The 16,962-nt window shown below is 27.8% G+C and carries 15 protein-coding genes; 2 read left to right on the top strand and 13 right to left on the bottom strand.

Annotated elements, in window-relative coordinates; all coding sequences use genetic code 11:
• Positions 1-9 precede the first annotated feature (9 nt).
• From FVE75_RS03865 to FVE75_RS03840, 7 genes are all read right to left on the bottom strand, one after another.
• Positions 10-528: a lysozyme inhibitor LprI family protein gene (locus FVE75_RS03865; RefSeq protein ID WP_147005296.1), complete on the bottom strand. Its 519-nt coding sequence runs from the start codon at positions 526-528 to the stop codon at positions 10-12.
• A 109-nt stretch (positions 529-637) separates the two neighbouring features.
• A complete protein-coding gene (locus FVE75_RS03860; RefSeq protein WP_147005295.1) occupies positions 638-886 on the bottom strand; it encodes a hypothetical protein in 249 nt (82 codons plus the stop codon).
• A gap of 233 nt (positions 887-1,119) precedes the next feature.
• A complete protein-coding gene (gene ftsH, locus FVE75_RS03855; protein WP_147005294.1) occupies positions 1,120-3,438 on the bottom strand; it encodes an ATP-dependent zinc metalloprotease FtsH in 2,319 nt (772 codons plus the stop codon).
• On the bottom strand, positions 3,422-3,670 hold the full coding sequence (locus tag FVE75_RS11255) for a hypothetical protein (protein WP_232052683.1): 249 nt from the start codon (positions 3,668-3,670) through the stop codon (positions 3,422-3,424). Before FVE75_RS11255 ends, ftsH begins: the two co-directional genes overlap by 17 nt.
• Before the next feature lie 280 nt (positions 3,671-3,950).
• The gene (gene tilS / locus FVE75_RS11245) at positions 3,951-4,910 is read right to left on the bottom strand and encodes a tRNA lysidine(34) synthetase TilS (RefSeq protein ID WP_232052620.1); all 960 of its coding nucleotides are present in this window, start codon (positions 4,908-4,910) and stop codon (positions 3,951-3,953) included.
• 30 nt (positions 4,911-4,940) lie between these two features.
• A complete protein-coding gene (mltG, locus tag FVE75_RS03845; RefSeq protein ID WP_147005293.1) occupies positions 4,941-5,891 on the bottom strand; it encodes an endolytic transglycosylase MltG in 951 nt (316 codons plus the stop codon).
• Positions 5,892-6,078: 187 nt separating this feature from the next.
• Positions 6,079-7,143, bottom strand: coding sequence for a hypothetical protein (locus FVE75_RS03840; protein WP_147005292.1), 1,065 nt, complete (start codon positions 7,141-7,143; stop codon positions 6,079-6,081).
• 334 nt (positions 7,144-7,477) lie between these two features.
• Here FVE75_RS03840 and FVE75_RS03835 point away from each other — a divergent pair, with 334 nt between their 5' ends.
• A complete protein-coding gene (locus FVE75_RS03835) occupies positions 7,478-7,675 on the top strand; it encodes a hypothetical protein (RefSeq protein ID WP_147005291.1) in 198 nt (65 codons plus the stop codon).
• A gap of 43 nt (positions 7,676-7,718) precedes the next feature.
• The gene (locus FVE75_RS03830; RefSeq protein ID WP_147005290.1) at positions 7,719-8,213 is read left to right on the top strand and encodes a hypothetical protein; all 495 of its coding nucleotides are present in this window, start codon (positions 7,719-7,721) and stop codon (positions 8,211-8,213) included.
• Between the two features lie 60 nt (positions 8,214-8,273).
• Here FVE75_RS03830 and purD read toward each other — a convergent pair whose 3' ends face one another.
• The 6 genes from purD to FVE75_RS03800 all read right to left on the bottom strand — a co-directional run bounded on the left by purD (position 8,274) and on the right by FVE75_RS03800 (position 16,699).
• The gene (gene purD, locus FVE75_RS03825; protein ID WP_147005289.1) at positions 8,274-9,542 is read right to left on the bottom strand and encodes a phosphoribosylamine--glycine ligase; all 1,269 of its coding nucleotides are present in this window, start codon (positions 9,540-9,542) and stop codon (positions 8,274-8,276) included.
• 263 nt (positions 9,543-9,805) lie between these two features.
• The gene (locus FVE75_RS03820; protein WP_232052619.1) at positions 9,806-10,834 is read right to left on the bottom strand and encodes a tetratricopeptide repeat protein; all 1,029 of its coding nucleotides are present in this window, start codon (positions 10,832-10,834) and stop codon (positions 9,806-9,808) included.
• Positions 10,835-10,842: 8 nt separating this feature from the next.
• Positions 10,843-11,952, bottom strand: coding sequence for a tetratricopeptide repeat protein (locus FVE75_RS03815; protein WP_147005288.1), 1,110 nt, complete (start codon positions 11,950-11,952; stop codon positions 10,843-10,845).
• A 259-nt stretch (positions 11,953-12,211) separates the two neighbouring features.
• Positions 12,212-13,387 (bottom strand): YARHG domain-containing protein, encoded by a 1,176-nt coding sequence (locus tag FVE75_RS03810; protein ID WP_147005287.1) that lies wholly within the window; start codon positions 13,385-13,387, stop codon positions 12,212-12,214.
• A gap of 253 nt (positions 13,388-13,640) precedes the next feature.
• Entirely contained in the window at positions 13,641-15,014 is a 1,374-nt protein-coding gene (locus tag FVE75_RS03805; protein ID WP_147005286.1) for a cation:dicarboxylate symporter family transporter, read from the bottom strand.
• Positions 15,015-15,166: 152 nt separating this feature from the next.
• The gene (locus FVE75_RS03800; RefSeq protein ID WP_172618768.1) at positions 15,167-16,699 is read right to left on the bottom strand and encodes a DKNYY domain-containing protein; all 1,533 of its coding nucleotides are present in this window, start codon (positions 16,697-16,699) and stop codon (positions 15,167-15,169) included.
• Positions 16,700-16,962 lie beyond the last annotated feature (263 nt).

Below are 16,962 nucleotides of genomic sequence, written 5' to 3'. Positions count from 1 at the left end.
CTATAAATATTATTTATTATTTAATAAATCATACCTTTTTGCAAGTTCCAAAGCTCTTTCCTCTGTTTTAGTTACCCAAGCGTTTCCTCCCATAACCCCTGATATTGTTCCACCTTCTACTTCTTTGGTAGCTTCATCGGCATTCTTTTCTACTTCTTTCTTCCAATCTTCCTGCTCTTTTTTCAATTTTGCCTTTTCACTATCAGATAATTTTGCTTCAAGCAATCCATAAACTTTTTTCATTTCTGCTTCCAAAAGTTCTTCCTGTTTTGAAACCGCATTATTCATATCTGCTGTTACACCGCTATCTAGTCCTGGCTGAACCTCTTTTTGAATATCCTCTATTCTTTTTTTTAGGCTTATTTCATAGTTCTTATTGCTATTCTGATTTTGTACATTATTTTCAGAAATATTGGAAACTGTCTGTTTATCATCAATTTTTTTCTCAAATGATTTATTTTCTGAAGATTTTGAACATCCAATAATTCCAGCGATTAATACTATTATTGTTAATATTATCTTTTTCATATAAATCTCCTCCATTTAATATTTTTAATTTTTATCTTACAATTTTTATTCTCTACATTATAGTATACCATACAATTTATCAAAAGAAAGATACACATGTAACTTCTGTTTATTCATAAACTGGTTCATTTGACCAGTTAAGACATTGTCTAACTCCGCCATAACTGTCAGAATATGCAGTACATACTCTCTTTGTTCCTTTATATGTTTTGGTTTTTCCACTTTTTTTATCTGCCCACGCAGCTGCTCCAGCTATTCCAGCGAATCCTAGTGCTGCTGCATTATAAATTAATGTACAACTGTTAACGCTAAACATCATCACAAAAATCATAATTCCGATTTTAATTTTACTTTTCATACAATTATCCCTTTCAACTCTTAAATTTTTACGGTAATTGATTTTCTCTTTTATTTTACAACATAATTATACAACACCTTTTTAAAAAAGTCAATATATTTTTTAAATTATATTTATGCTTATTTTTATGGTAATGAATTAACTGTTTATTAGATTAAAAAAAATAGAAAGATAACAAAAATTTAAAATTAATGTCAACTTTCTATTTAAATATACAAATTAATTTTTATATTTTATTCCATAAAACTTGGTAATTTAAAATTACTTTTTTTCTTTTCACTGTTTTCAGATTTTTCATTTATATCTTCATTTCCTAAATCAGAATCATTATCGTTATTTTCTGAAGAATCATTTGGATTATCATCATTATCCTTTTTATCTTTATTTTCTGTAACTTTTTCCAGTTCACTTTCAGAAGAATTATGTTTTTCATCAACCGATACTTCATCTGTTTTTTCAGCACTCTCTATTGTTCCTTCAGATGAGTTTTGAGTTTTAATTTTTTCTTCTAACTCTTCAACTTTTTCTATCAATTTTTTTTCTGATACCTTTTCTGTATTTTCTTCTTCAGATTTTTTTTCTTCATCAATATTCAAGTTATTACTATCTTCTTCAATATTTTCAGAAGCTTTCAAAATTTGCTCTGAAGTCTCTCCTTTGATAATTCTTCTAACTTCATCTCCAGTAATTGTTTCTTTTTTCAGTAATAATTTTACTACTTCTTCTAGTTTGCTCCAGTTATCCTGTAAAGTGTTTAAAGTATTTAAATACTCTTCTGTTAAAATTTTTCTTATTTCAAGATCAATTTCCCTTACTGTTTCATCACTTTTATTTGGAGCAAATGAATATTCATCATCTGAGTTTTCAAAGTTAATTGGTCCTAATTTCTTACTCATCCCAACACTTTCAACATAAGCTCTTGCTACCTTTGTAGCACGTTTTATATCAGAATAAGCTCCTGTACTTACATCATCAAGTCCAATTTCCTCAGCTGCACGCCCACCAAACAGCACCTTTATCTCAGCTAGCATTTGTCTGCTTGTAGTTACTAACTTTTCTTCAGGAAGTGGCATCATAAATCCACCAGCATCTCCCCTAGGAATTATTGTTACTTTATGAACAGGGTCAGCTCCTGGTGTCAATTCAGTCATAATAGCATGACCAGCTTCATGGTAAGCTAATAGTTTTTTCTCTTCTGGTTTAATAATTTTACCTTTTTGACCAAGTCCCATTCCAATTTTATCCACAGCTTCATCTAAATCAGTCATTTTTATCGTGTCACTTGCTCTTCTTGCTGCTAAAATTGCCGCTTCATTTAATAAGTTTGCTAAATCAGCTCCAACAAATCCTGGTGTAATTTTAGCAATATCTTCAAGTCTTACATCGCTATCAAGTTTTTTATTTCTTGAATGAACTTTCAATATTGCAACACGCCCTTGTAAATCAGGAGCATCAACCGTAACACGTCTGTCAAAACGTCCAGCACGCAATAATGCAGGATCTAATACATCTTCTCTATTTGTTGCCGCAAGCACGATAACTTTTGTATCTGTTTCAAATCCATCCATTTCAACTAACAATTGATTTAGCGTTTGTTCACGTTCGTCATTGCTTCCACTATTTTTCCCAACACTTCTTCTTCTACCAATGGCATCAATTTCATCTATAAATATGATTGAAGGACTTGATTCTTTTGCTTTTTCAAACAAATCCCTTACACGTGATGCTCCAACACCAACAAACATTTCTACAAATTCCGAACCTGAAATACTAAAGAACGATGCTCCAGATTCTCCTGCCACTGCTTTTGCAAGTAATGTTTTACCTGTTCCCGGTCTACCTAGCAAAAGTACTCCTTTTGGAACTCTTGCTCCAGCCTTTGTATATTTTTCAGGATTTTTAAGAAAGTCAACAACTTCTTTCAGCTCTTCTTTTGCTCCATCAACTCCTGCAACATCATCAAATTTTACATCTGGTTTTTTATCGATCTTATTTACTCTTGATTTTCCAAACCCAAAGATATTTCCAGGTCCTCCACCTTGAGATCCGCCAACCATCTTTCTAGCAAGATATACCATAAGCCCAATCATTATAATCATTGGTAAAAATTGACCTAATAACAGCAAGAAAAAGTTCCCGCCAGAAGGTTGCAATGAATTTAACTTAACACGTTTCTGTGCAATTGCATTGATAATTATTGGCTCATTTCCAACTCTATCTGTTATTTTTTTTGTAAAATAAAGTACTTCCTTGCCATCTTCCTTTACTTGTGCAATTAACTTATCATCTTTTTCGTTGATTTCAGTAAAATCACCTTTTTGTGTCTTACCTACAAATTCTGTATAAGAAATTTCCTTTTTATTTTGAAAAGCAGTTTGTATATCACGATGGAATATCGCTGTAAAAACTACCAGCAGTACTACAAAAACAAAAAAAAGAAATCCTGAAAATGGTGGTTTATCTCCATTATCCTGTCTATTATTTTTTCTATTATTATCTTTTCGTAATTCTTCCAGTCGTTTTCTAATATCGTTTTTATCTCTTTCTGCCATTTTTCCTCCCTATTATTAATAGTTTACTTTTATTGCTATTTTCTAAATTTTCAATATCTTTATTTGAGATTTTTTCCAAAAATTTTGAAAACTTTATATCTGAAATTGCTAATATTTCTTTTATTTTTTTATTCTTATCAATTTCTATTTCACTAATTTCAGTTTCTAAATTTTCCAAAACTTGAACATCTTCAATCTCTACAATGGGAATAAAATCCCTCTCCCATTTCATAATCTTTTCATCAATAAGAATTTTTTTAACTTTTTTATGTCCCAAATTTTTTAGAAAAATTCTATCCCCATCTTTTCGACTTCTGACAATAATTTTTCTATCTTTTATTTTTTCATCATCAAATTTATAAAAAGTATAGTTTATATTTTTTTGTTTATAAAATAAGTTTTAAAATCCTGAATATTTTCATATAAGATTATCTCGTAATTATACCATTCAATACTTTGATTTCCCTTTAAAATTTTGATTTTATCAAAGATTTTACTATTTTTATCGCTTGTTACAGGTTATTATCTAAAGTATTAACAATTTTTAATTCCCCATATATATTTTGCAAAACTTTATTTTTACCTAAATAAAATTCTTTTGAACCTTCATTTTGTAATTTCCCATTTTCCAAAAAAAGACTTTTGTAAATCTGATTAATTTTTTCTCTTGAGATTTCTACATTATTTTGCTTCAGAAGTTGAATTAATTCATCTTTATGATTTATAGTCTTCTCATAAACATTAGAAAATGTCAATTTACAATTTTCTTTTTCATTAATTTCTTTTATCAGAGAATCTATTTTTTGCCTAAAATTAGGGTTAATATTTTCGAAATCAGGAAAAATTTTATTTCGGATAAAGTTTCTTGTATAGTCATTTTTATTATTAGTATAATCAATTATGTATTTGTAATTTTTATTTTTTAAAAAAGATAAAATTTCACTTTTTTCAAAATCTAAAATTGGTCTTACTATATTTTCTCTTATTTTCGGAATACTTTTTAATCCTGTTACTGATGTACCCCTTAAAAGACGGAAAATAAAGGTCTCTACATTATCATCCAAGTTATGGCCTGTAGCAATCTTGTTATATCCTATCTTTTTTCTAATAGTCTCAATAGCCTCATATCTCAATTCCCTTGCTGCCAATTCTATTGACTTTTTATTTTTTGTTGCATACTTTTTTACATCAACACTTTCGATATAATAGTTAACATTATTGGAATTTGAAAAATCATTTATAAATTTCAAGTCGTTTTCAACATCATGACGTAAGTTATGATTAATATAAACTATTGAAATCTCTATTGAAATTATATTTTTTAGTAAATTAAGAAAATGATAAAGAAAAACTGAATCAGGTCCTCCAGAAAAGGCAATAAGAATCTTGTCTTTTTCAGATATCATCCCTTCCTTTATAGCTTCCTCTAATTTTTTTAATATTTTTTTTTCAATTTTTTTTACTTTTTCCATCAATTTTATTCCTAATCTTGATTTTCAATTTTATTTTAACTGTCCGCTTTCACGACGTTTTTTTAAATGTTCCTCATGTGTTTTTGAATAATATGTTTTTCCTTTATATGTAAAGAAAAATAGATTATCTGTCTTTTCTGCATTTAAAACTGCCTTGAAAGTTTCTATTGGTGGATTTCCAATCGGTGTTGGCGGCAACCCTTTGACTTTATATGAATTATACGGTGTATTTTGAGATTTTAATTCATTTCTTGATGCTTGTCTTCCCAGTTCATATTTCAAAGTTGCATCTGATTCCAATTTCATTCCAATTTCCAATCTTTTCAAAAATATTCCCGCAACTTTTGGCTTATCTACAGCATCAGGTACTTCCGCTTCCACTATTGAAGCCATTTTTAAATTATCATAAAACTTTTGTTTATCAGGATATTTTTCAGGTGGAAATTTTTTCAAAAATTCACCTAAAATAGTTTGGATAACCTGTTTGGTTGTAACATTTTCAGAAAAAATATAAGTTTCAGGATAAAAATATCCTTCAAAATTATTATTTTCATGCGGATATGGAAAATCCATTTCACTAAGGACTTTGTTTATTTCTTCTCTGTTCCCCAGTTCTAATGCTTCCATTCTTGCAAATACTTGCTTTGAAGTAAATCCTTCAGGTATTGTTAATCTAATTCCATTAGTTTCACTGCTCTTAATTTTTTTTATAATTTCATATTTTGAGAATTTTCCATTAAATTTATAAGTTCCTACTTTTAATTTTATATTTCCACCATTTAACTTTAAATATATTTTATCTACAATTCCATATTTTAACTTTAAATCTTTGTATATCTGTGCGAAATTTGTTCTTTTTTTTATATTTATATTAACATTTTTATATTCTCTTTTAGCAAAAAAGAAATTATAAAAAAGTGTTAGGCACATAAACAATATTAAAAATAATATTGTGTAGACAATTTTTAGTGTATTTTTCATTTTTTCTCCTAAATATTTGTTTTTATATTCTGTTATATAATTAAATTGAAATTTTTTATATTTTTAAAACTTATATTTTAAGTAAAATATTTTACGGGAATAATTTTAAAGTGTGATTTTAAAACAATGTATAAATTTTAAGCTTGTCAAATAGTATACAGTAAAATTTGATAATTATTTATTATAATTAATGTCTCTTATTTGTTTCTGTGTCACTACTGTTATTTTTTATGTTAGTTTCATTTTTTAAATCTTTATCATTTATTTCTATAACTTCTACGTTTTTAGGACCATTTTTTGTTTCAAGTTTAAGTGTATTTTCTTTTTTCTTTCTTCTTTCAAGCTCTTTTTTAGCACCAATTGTGTCAATTTGAAATACACTCGCAGGATTTTCACTTAATTGCTTTTCTAATTCATCTGTTCTATTCTTCAATTCAGCTTTTTTTCTTTCATTTTCAATTTCCCTAATATTTTTTATTTTTACATCATAGAAAACATTTTTTAGATTATTATTATTTCCAACAATTTTTTCAAATTCACCTAATTCTTTATTCTCAAGTGAAATTTTTTCATTATTTGGGTAACGTGAAAATACTTTTGTAGTCCCGTTGTTATATCTTATAACCATGTATCTATAATTTTTATCAAAAAATACAATTTCATTTTTTGTATTTTTAAAATATTTCTTTTCAATATTCAAGTATACATTCCCCTTTTTTTCATCAATCCATCCTCTATATCTTTCTTCACTCCATTTGTCAGTTTTAGGATCAAAATAACTTTTAATAATAGCGTATCCATTTTCTTGCTGTATAAAATCATATCTTACATTTTTTAATTCTTTTTCTGCATTATCATCAGTTTTTATCAGATACCATACACCATAACTTTTTGCAATCTGAAATTTTATAATTGGATTGACTTTTTCATCTATTTTTCTAATAATTCGCTCAAATTTATTGACTTTTTCCATTTTTTTCTGTTTTTCTTCTTCTTCATCCTCTATCTGATCTAAATATATCAGATTCCCATCTTCATTATTCTCTTCTATATCGCTATTTTCATTTTCAAAATCACTAATATTGTTTTTGTTAATGATAATATCAACTTTTACAGCCTCGTCTTCAAGTTTATTTTTACTCACAGAACTTTTATTCTCGTTAGCAAAAGTTAACAATGAAAATATCCAAAAACAAGTGGCAATATAAAGTCTCATTTTTTCATATTGATTATATTTTTTTATCCAAAGCATTCACCTTTTTTCATTTCTAAAATTATAATAGTCAAAATCTTAAAACTTAAATTTAAATATTTTTCAGTCTGATTTTAGAATTATTTCAAGAATATTATAACTTTTAATAATTATATCATACATTCCTTAATTTGCAAATTAAATATTTCTTTGTAATTAATCATACTTTTCTTACAAATAAATATTTTATTTGTGTTTTTAAAACAGTTTTTTAATTACCGTAAAAAATATTGTAATTTTATAAATTGTATATTGACTTTTTTAAAAGATGTCTTATAATTATATTACAGAAAAATAATTACCGTTAAAAGAAGATAGAAAGGAAATGATTATTATGAAAAAGAGTTTTAAGCTTTTAACAATTATTCTGGCAATGTCATCATTTAGCAGCTGTACAAGCTTAATGGCACTTGCAGGAAGTGAAAAGGCAGATCGAGAGCTACGTGGTCATACTATTGAAGAATCAAAACGTTATTGTGCTGTCTCAAGAGTTTCTACTGGAGAATGCTTAGAATGGAGAAAACATAACTAATATTTGTTTTAATTAAAAATGAAAAGAGAAAGAAGGTTTTAAAATGAAAAGTTTAAGAAAAATTATACTATCACTATTTGTTGTGATGTCAGTATTTACATTTGCAAAAGGAAATTCAGGTTCAAGTATAAGATTCGGAAGTCCTAGAGTTGGATATATAACTGTTCCTACAAACTGGTATGAATTTGGAGATCCTGATGCTTCACCTACAGCCAAACAAGTATCAATAGATAACACAAATATTATAACTTTAGATATTGTTGCAACTAACGGAAGAGGTACTGCAAAAAGAGCAGCTGAAGTAATCATTCAAAAATATATTAATCTAGGAACTCCTGAAGATAACATTTTTGAAGGCAGCGTTAACATAAATGGTTACGAAGGGGAACAAGTGGCAATAGAATATGATGATGGAAGTGTATTAATAATGTACTACATTGAAGCTAACGGAAATATCTATTACATTGCTCAGGAAGGTGAACCTGAATATCAGAAACAATTAGCAAAAGCTATCAAAACTTGGAGTCCAAGAAGATAAATAACAATAAAAAAAGGCTGTTTAAAATTCAAAACAGTCTTTTTTATTACTATTTATTTTTTAATAAAACCTTCCGCCAATATCTTTTCTAAAATACATTCCTTCAAAATTTATAGTTTTCAAAAGTTCATACGCTTTTTTTTGTGCTTCTTCCAGTGTATTCCCAAGAGCTACAGCATTTAATACTCTTCCGCCATTAGTCAACAATTTTCCATTTTCAACTTTTGCTCCACAGATAAATACTTTGTTATCGTTAGTTTCTTTAAAGTCAAGAACTCCTGTAATTTCATCGCCTTTTTTATAACTTTCTGGATAACCTCCTGCAGCAGCTACTACGCAGCATGAATGTAATGGTTTCCAATCTACTTTAACTTCCGATAATTTTTTTTCAAAAGATTTTTCTATTAACTCAAGCAAGTCATTTTCCAGAAGCGGTAATACCGCCTGAGTTTCTGGATCTCCCATTCTCATATTGTATTCAAGCAAATAAACAGCTTTTTTAGTAATCATAAGTCCAAAGAAAATTACTCCTGCAAAATCCATCCCTTCAGACTGTATTCCCTTTAAAGTTGGCTCCATTATATCTGACTTAAATTTTTCAAAAATTTCATCCGTAACAAAAGGATTTGGACTGATAACTCCCATTCCTCCTGTATTTAATCCAGTTTCATCTTCCCCAATCTTTTTATGATCCTTTGCCGACAACAGCGGTACAATCACTTTACTGTCTGTAAATGATAAAATCGAAGCTTCTACTCCATCTAGAAATTCTTCAATTACAACCTGATTTCCGGCATTTCCAAATTTCTCACCAACCATTATATCTTCCACAGCCTTAATAGCTTCATTTAGATTTTGAGCAATAATAACACCTTTTCCAGCTGCAAGTCCGCTAGCCTTTATAACCACAGGAAAATCTTTCCAGTTATTCAAAAATTCCTTTGCCTTTTTAGAATTATCAAAAATTTCATAAACTGCCGTCTTTATTCCATATTTTTTCATAAAATCCTTAGAATATGCCTTACTTCCCTCAAGAATCGCAACCTTTTTATCAGGCCCAAATATTTTCAGTCCATTTTTATGAAACTCATCTACAATCCCCTGAACAAGCAATTCTTCACTTCCCACAACTGTCAATTCTACATTATTATCTTTTGCAAATGAAATATACTCATCGATTGATCCTAAATTCACACTTTCAGCATTTGGTAACATTTCTACACAGGCATTTCCTGGAGCTATAAATATTTTTTCCACCTTTTCATTTTGAGAAAGTTTCCAAGCAATCGCATGCTCTCTTCCACCAGCACCTACAATCAATATTTTCATCATTTCCTCCTTCAGAACTTCTACATTTCCAACTACCTTGTTTCCTTATATTTCTTGAATATATTTTATCACATTTTCCTGTAATATTAAATGCAAAAAATTGAAAATTATTTATTTCTATCAATCATGTATCATTATTTCCAAATAAATTTTATTTTCTTTCATAACTTTTTAATCTAATTTCTGATGCCGTGGACAATCTATCAAAAAACAGTCATACAAAAATTTAGGATAAATTTTAACTTCTGGTTTATAATCTGTTTTCAATATTTTTCATATTCTACCTTCAAATTCTTTATTTGTCTTTTTATCTCTCTAATTTCTTCTTTTTTATACGATTTCGTACATTCTGTTAAAAATTCTCCATTTTTAATGCTCTCTATTTCTTCATTTTTAAATTTCAATGCTTTCTCAAAAGATTTTTCTAATTTATCAAATTTATCTAATCGCTTTAATGAATAAAAATAAATTGGTAGTTCCTCATACGGTACTTGGCAATCCTCTTGAGTGTCTATTTTTAAATAAATTCCTACAAGTTTTTTATAATTCTCAGATAAATAATACAGACTTTCTAAATCACTACCAAAAAAATAATCATTATCAATATTTTCTAACATTAATTCATCAATTTGAGCCTCAATATTTATAAATTCCTTCAACTGAACCTTATTCGCAATATAACTATATTTTATCTTAGCAAAATCCTCTTTTCCAAACTCAAAATCTTTTTTTATTAATTCTTCCAAAATTATTTTCGCCTCTTCGTATTTTCCATTAACCATCAGCAAATTCGCATATTCAAACTTATAAATCGGATTATTTTCTAATTCACAAGCTTTTTTATACATTTCTTCTGACTTATCGTATTTCCCAGCACCATAATAATCCGCCCCAAGTCCATAATAAGCCTTAGAATTATTTGGATTAAACGCCACAGCCTTTCTCAAAGTTCTAATTGCTCTCTTACTTCCATCTCTCTGATCATCATAATAATACCCTAAATTAGTATAAATCCGTGATTTTTCCTCATCAGTCAATTCATTTTCATATTTTTTAATAAATTCATTCAATAATTTATAAATATCCTCCCATTGATAAGTTAATTCATTATAAACTGCTGCTAATTGACAAACAACTTCCACATTTTTGGGCTTTTCTTTCAATTTATTTTCCAAAAATATTTTATACTCTTCATAAACAGAATCGTAATCACTATTATTTCTAATTTTTTCTTGAATATATTTTATCCATTCTTTTATCGTTTTTCTTTCTAAATTTTTTTGTTTTTCCAATTTTCCTCCTAATCTAATTTCTGATGTCGTGGACAATCTATCAAAAAACAGTCATATAAAAATTTAGGATAAATTTTTACTTCTGGTTTATAATCTGTTTTCAATATTTTTTCATATTCTACCTTCAAATTCTTTATTTGTCTTTTTATCTCCCTAATTTCTTCTTTTTTCTCAGATTTTGTCCACTCTCTTTTAAATTCTCCATTTTTAACATCTTCTATTTCTTCATTTTTAAATTTCAATGCTTTCTCAAAAGATTTTTCTAATTTATCAAATTTATCTAATCGCTTTAATGAATAAAAATAAATTGGTAGTTCCTCGTATGGTACTTGGCAATCCTCTTGAGCGTCTATTTTTAAATAAATTTCTACAAGTTTTTTATAATTCTCAGATAAATAATACAGACTTTCTAAATCACTACCAAAAAAATAATCATTATCAATATTTTCTAACATTAATTCATCAATTTGAGCCTCAATATTTACAAATTCCTTCAACTGAACCTTATTCGCAATATAACTATATTTTATCTTAGCAAAATCTTCTTTTCCAAACTCAAAATCTTTTTTTATTAATTCTTCCAAAATTATTTTCGCCTCTTCATATTTTCCATTAACCATCAGCAAATTCGCATATTCAAAGTTATAAATTGGATTATTTTCCAGATCACAAGCTCTTTTATACATTTCTTCCGACTTATCGTATTTCCTAGCACCATAATAATCCGCCCCAAGTCCATAATAAGCCTTAGAATTATTTGGATTAAATGCAACAGCCTTTCTCAAAGTTCTAATTGCTCTCTTACTGCCATATCTCTGATCATCATAATAAAAACCTAAATTAGTATAAATCCGTGATTTTTCCTCATCAGTCAATTCATTTTCATATTTTTTAATAAATTCATTCAATAATTTATAAATATCATCCCATTGATAATTTAATTCATTATAAACTGCCGCTAATTGACAAACCTTTTCTACATCTTGTGGATTTTCCAAAAGACATTCCTCCAAATAATCCTTATATTCAACAAACGCATGCCTATAATTATCGTAACTATCATTTTTTTTGATTTCATCCTGAATATATCTTGCCCATTCTTTTTGTGTTTGTTTCATAATTTTATTCCTTTCATATTTCTTCAATCCTCATCAATTATCAAATGCTGTGGACAATCCAGTAACCAACATTCATATTCTAAATACAGGAATATTTCCATCTTAGGCTTAAAATCCGTATTCAATATTTTTCTCGATACTAAATTAATGTTTTTCAATTTCTCTTTTCACTTTCCAATTTTTATTTTAAACTTATTATAACATCTTTTATCAAAACAAAAAAGGCTACAACTTTCATTGTAACCTCTTCTTTTACCGTCTATTTTCCTCTGCTTTTTATAATCTTATCCACATTATTAATAACTTCATAGTCATCTTTTGTTAATTCCATATTTTTTCCAATTGGAATATACCATAAGAATTTTGAGAAATAATCTTTTAATTTTTTATCAGAAAAATCATAACCTGCGACTGCATAAGGGTAGTTTTTCATTATTTTCAACTCTTCATCAGAAAGTTCCTTTAATTCATCTGGTGTTAAATATTCTGAAGTGTAAGCCGCTTTTGTTAATTCATCTCTATATTTAAAGCCTTTTTCAGTCTTTTCAGGGAAAGAATAATTACCGTTCAGATATGCTATTTCTGATAAGTTAAATTCATCTTCAGGACTAAAATTCTTTGTTTTAAAATGTAAATATCCTTTTTTCAATTTTGCATAAAGAACTTTATATTGCCCATCTCTATCGTAATAACTTTTGTATCCATAATCAATATTTCCTTCTCCAGCTAATTTCCAGTCTATATATTTTCCATTCTTCATCTTTATTTCAGGTATTGCAATCAAAGCATTTCCAGGCTCAACAATTACTTCAAAGTCATCCACTTTTTGATTTTTCCATTTTGAAATAGTAGACCAGACATAGTTAAAGTCAACATATCCGACACCGCCACTTCCATCGTAACGATAGCTATGCTCAATTACATTTTCTCCCTTTTTAAAGTTTGCTTTAAAATAATAAACATAGCTTCTTTTATAATAGTCGGCTTCCTCTTTTGCCTTTTCTTCATTATATTCCTTAAAATATTTTTTCACTTCTTCAAGTTTCTTTACATCCTTTGGAACAAAATCGGTTAATCTGTAAGAAACTGTATTTACGCTTTTCCCATTTACAATAGTTCTAAAATTTTTAAAATGATTAACTTCATCCCATTCCTCATTTCCACCTTCAGGCGTAATAAATCCAATGTATTTCTCCCCAGCCTCAGGACTGTCAAACACAAATCTTACAGTTACCAACATTTCATTTACTGGTCCATACTCCCCCTTCACTTTTTCCAGCTTAAAATGAAGTTTCTCACTCTTTATAGCAATATTAGACACATTCATTGGAACAATATGTCCACCTTCCGAACCAAATTCCCAGTCATTTGCTAGTAAATTTGTACTAAAAATAAACATTAAGCAAAATAATAAAAATATTCTGATTTTTCTCATAGCAACCACTCCTATTTTTTATTAATTTTTTTGTTTTTCATTATAAATTATACCTTGTATTAAATTTTAGTCAATATCTTTAATTTTCATTTTTAGAAAAATTAAAAGGATTAACTCCTGTTTTACACAGAAATCAATCCTTGTTAATCTATTAAATTACTTATCTAATTACAGATTTATTAATAACATAGACAAAGCAAAAATTTTAAGAGAAACTATAAATTTACTGCTTTAGAAATTTTTAAAAAATTTATTATGCTTCGCTTATTCTTTCCCCTTTAAAAACTTCTTCATTAAAAGTTCCCATTTCTTTGTCTACAACAGTTGAAACTACCATTGCACCGTTTACATTTATTGCTGTACGTCCCATATCTATTATTGAGTCGATTGGCAGTACTAAAGCTACTGGAGCAAAAGGCAATCCCATTCCACCTAGTACGACTGTTGCTGCGATGTAGGCTGTTCCTGGTACTCCTGCCATACCGAACGACCCTAATGCAATCACTGTTATAAGGCTTATTAGAAATACTGGAGTAATTGCAATGCCGTTCATATTGGCAATCATTATTGCTATTACTGCTGGAAATACTCCTGCACAACCATTCATTCCTATTGTTGTCCCTAGTGTTGCTGTAAAGTTTGCTGTTGGTGAACTTACTCCTACTTCTTTTTCCAATGTTTCAATTGTTACAGGTAAAGTTCCCATGCTTGAAGTTGTTGTAAATGATAAAACTAACGGTGCTGTTACTTTCTTGTAATATCTTAGTGGATTTACACCGTGTATTGCAAGATTTAAAGATTGCATTATTACAACCAGTCCTAATGAAATAAACATTACAATCAGATATGTAACAAGATTTTTAAATACTTCAAGCCCATAAGAAGCTGTCAAATCAAACATCAATGCCGCAACTCCATACGGAATTATTTTTATTATTGTAATCGTAACGCTTGTCATTACTGAAAATAATGCTTCTGTTACGTCCTTCAAAGGTTTTATTTTCTCAGGATTTTTTAATCCAACTCGGTTTGTTGCAAATCCTAAAAACGCTGTAAATATCACTACTCCAATAACACTTGTTTCTGTCATAGCCTTAAAAATATTTGACGGTATAAACGAGACTACAACATCAACAAGACCTTTATATTCCCCTTTTCCAGCCCATGCTTCCATTCCTTCAGGCAATTTCATTCCAACTCCCAGCTTAAATGTCATTGCAATTACAATTCCAATAATCGCCGAAATAGCCACAGTCGCTGTATAATAAACTACTGATTTTATGGTAAGTTTTTTCAAATTTTCATTATTTTTAGAATTAATTATCGAATTATAAACAGATAGCCCAACTAACGGAATAACTATCATTTTTAAAAGGCTCGTAAATCCTCTCCCTACTAACGAAGCTGCATTTGTCACATTCTTTATAACAACCTCATGTTCAGCCCCTCCCACTAATCCTAACGTTGATTGAAATACAATTCCCGCAGCAAATCCTAATACTGTAGAAATTATTATCCTTGTAGAAAACTTAAATTTTTTCTTTAAATTCACATTTATATGAATCAATAAAAAGAACAGTAAAATCAAAATCACTACCCATATACTTGAAAACACTATCGCTGACATTTTTCCTCCTAATTTTATTTAAAATTTATTCTTAAAATTTTCATATACAAATATTATCATTAATTTATTTTCATGTCAAGATATTTTTGTAATTAAATCATTTTTATAACAAATTTTATAAATTAAAAGTTTAATTTTAAAAAAATTGAAGTTTATTTTACAATTCTGCAATATTCATATTTTCTATTTTTATCTTCTCCTTGTGAACTATACTCATTATTTACCTTAAAACTTCCAGCATCCGTATAATCAATTCTTTCTCCAAGACAATAAACTTCTTTGTTATCTTTTACATAATACTCATTCAAAACTTTTATTTTATTAACATCCAATCCTTCCAATTTTCTCACTTTTTCAGAAAAATCAAAAGCCGAAATAAAATAAATATTATACTTGTCTTTTGCATAAAATCCATTTAGTCCTTTTACATCGCTAATCGCTTCAAAAGTCCCTACATCATTAATTCCCTCTAATTTTTGTCCAACGTAATAAACATTCTTTTTATCTTTTAAAATAACATCAGTTATTGCTTTTACACTACTTGAATCTGAATTTTCAATTTTTTGTTCGCCAAAATAAATATAATTTTTATCTTTTCCATAATTTTCTGTCAATTCCTGAAAACTTGCCGCATCTGCTCCTTCGACTTTTAGATTGCCATGATTATTATTATAATAAACAATTTTGTCATCTTTTAGGTAATTTTTCTTTATAACTCTAAACTTATTCGGATTTACTGGTAATTTTTCTACTACAGTCGGCTTAGATACGTTGTAAATATCTATAAAATATACTCCTTTATCATTTTTTACATAATCATTTCTCTCACCAATTAAGGAAAAATTTTTCGGACTTATATTTAAAGGCTCACCAATATTATAAACATTATTGTCATCAACTTCCAAAAGTCCTACAATCGTTTTATCTTTTTGAGCTGAATTTTCACTAGGTGCTTTAAATGAGTTTTTACTTATACCCTTTACTTTTTTTCCTTCTGAATAGAAACTATTTTTATCTTTTGCATATCCAGTTTCTAGAACTTCAAAACTTGAAATATCCGCTCCCTTAATTTTCCTGTTTTCAAAATAGATGTTATTTTTATCCTTTGCATAAGAATATCCTAGTTCTTCAAACGTTTTAAAGTCAGATCCTTTTATTTTTTGAGCATCATTCAATACATAATAAATTCCATTTTTATCTCCAATATAACGAACACTATTTTTGTCAGGTGAATTAAATACTTTTAAAGTAGCAGAATCTATTCTTTTTCTCATATTTTCGTTTTCAATATCAATCTCATTTTCATCTTTCAGATAAATTCTATCTCCCATATTGTAAACAAAATTTTTATCCTTCGATATATTTCCTTTGACAACCGCAAAACTTGCTAAATCAGCTTCATGTATTTCATTTTTCTCAAAAAAAATCCTATCCTTGTCCTTTCCATATTCTCCGTTTATATCTTGAAAAGTATCCATATCTGCTGGAAAATACTGAATACCTAGTATTCTATAAAAATTTTCTTCCTTTTCTATTTCTCTAAAACTTTTTTTCACTTCTTCTAAATCAGAGTAAGACTCATCTTGCCTATAATAAACTCTTCCATTCTTTTTAATATATTCTCCAAACCCAATATTTCCTAATAAAATTAACATTACTAATATCTTAAAAATATTCTTTCTCATAAAAAACATTGCTCCTCTTTAATTTTTTATTTTTCACTACTAAACATTTTCTATATTTATTCAATCTTATATTCAAATATATTTTATTCAATAAATTATACCATATTTTTTATTTTAAAGTCTTTTAAAATTTTAAAATAATATAGATTGTATAGTGTATTACAAAAAATCTAAAGAATTTTTCATAAAATCACTTTAAAAAAAATTTTAGAAAATATCATAATTAATACTAAATTTATAGAAAAAAAATAAGAGCCTAAAAC

Origin of the sequence: Leptotrichia hongkongensis, from assembly GCF_007990635.1 — a bacterium.
GTDB lineage: Bacteria > Fusobacteriota > Fusobacteriia > Fusobacteriales > Leptotrichiaceae > Leptotrichia > Leptotrichia hongkongensis.
This window is presented reverse-complemented; position numbering and strand designations above follow the sequence as displayed.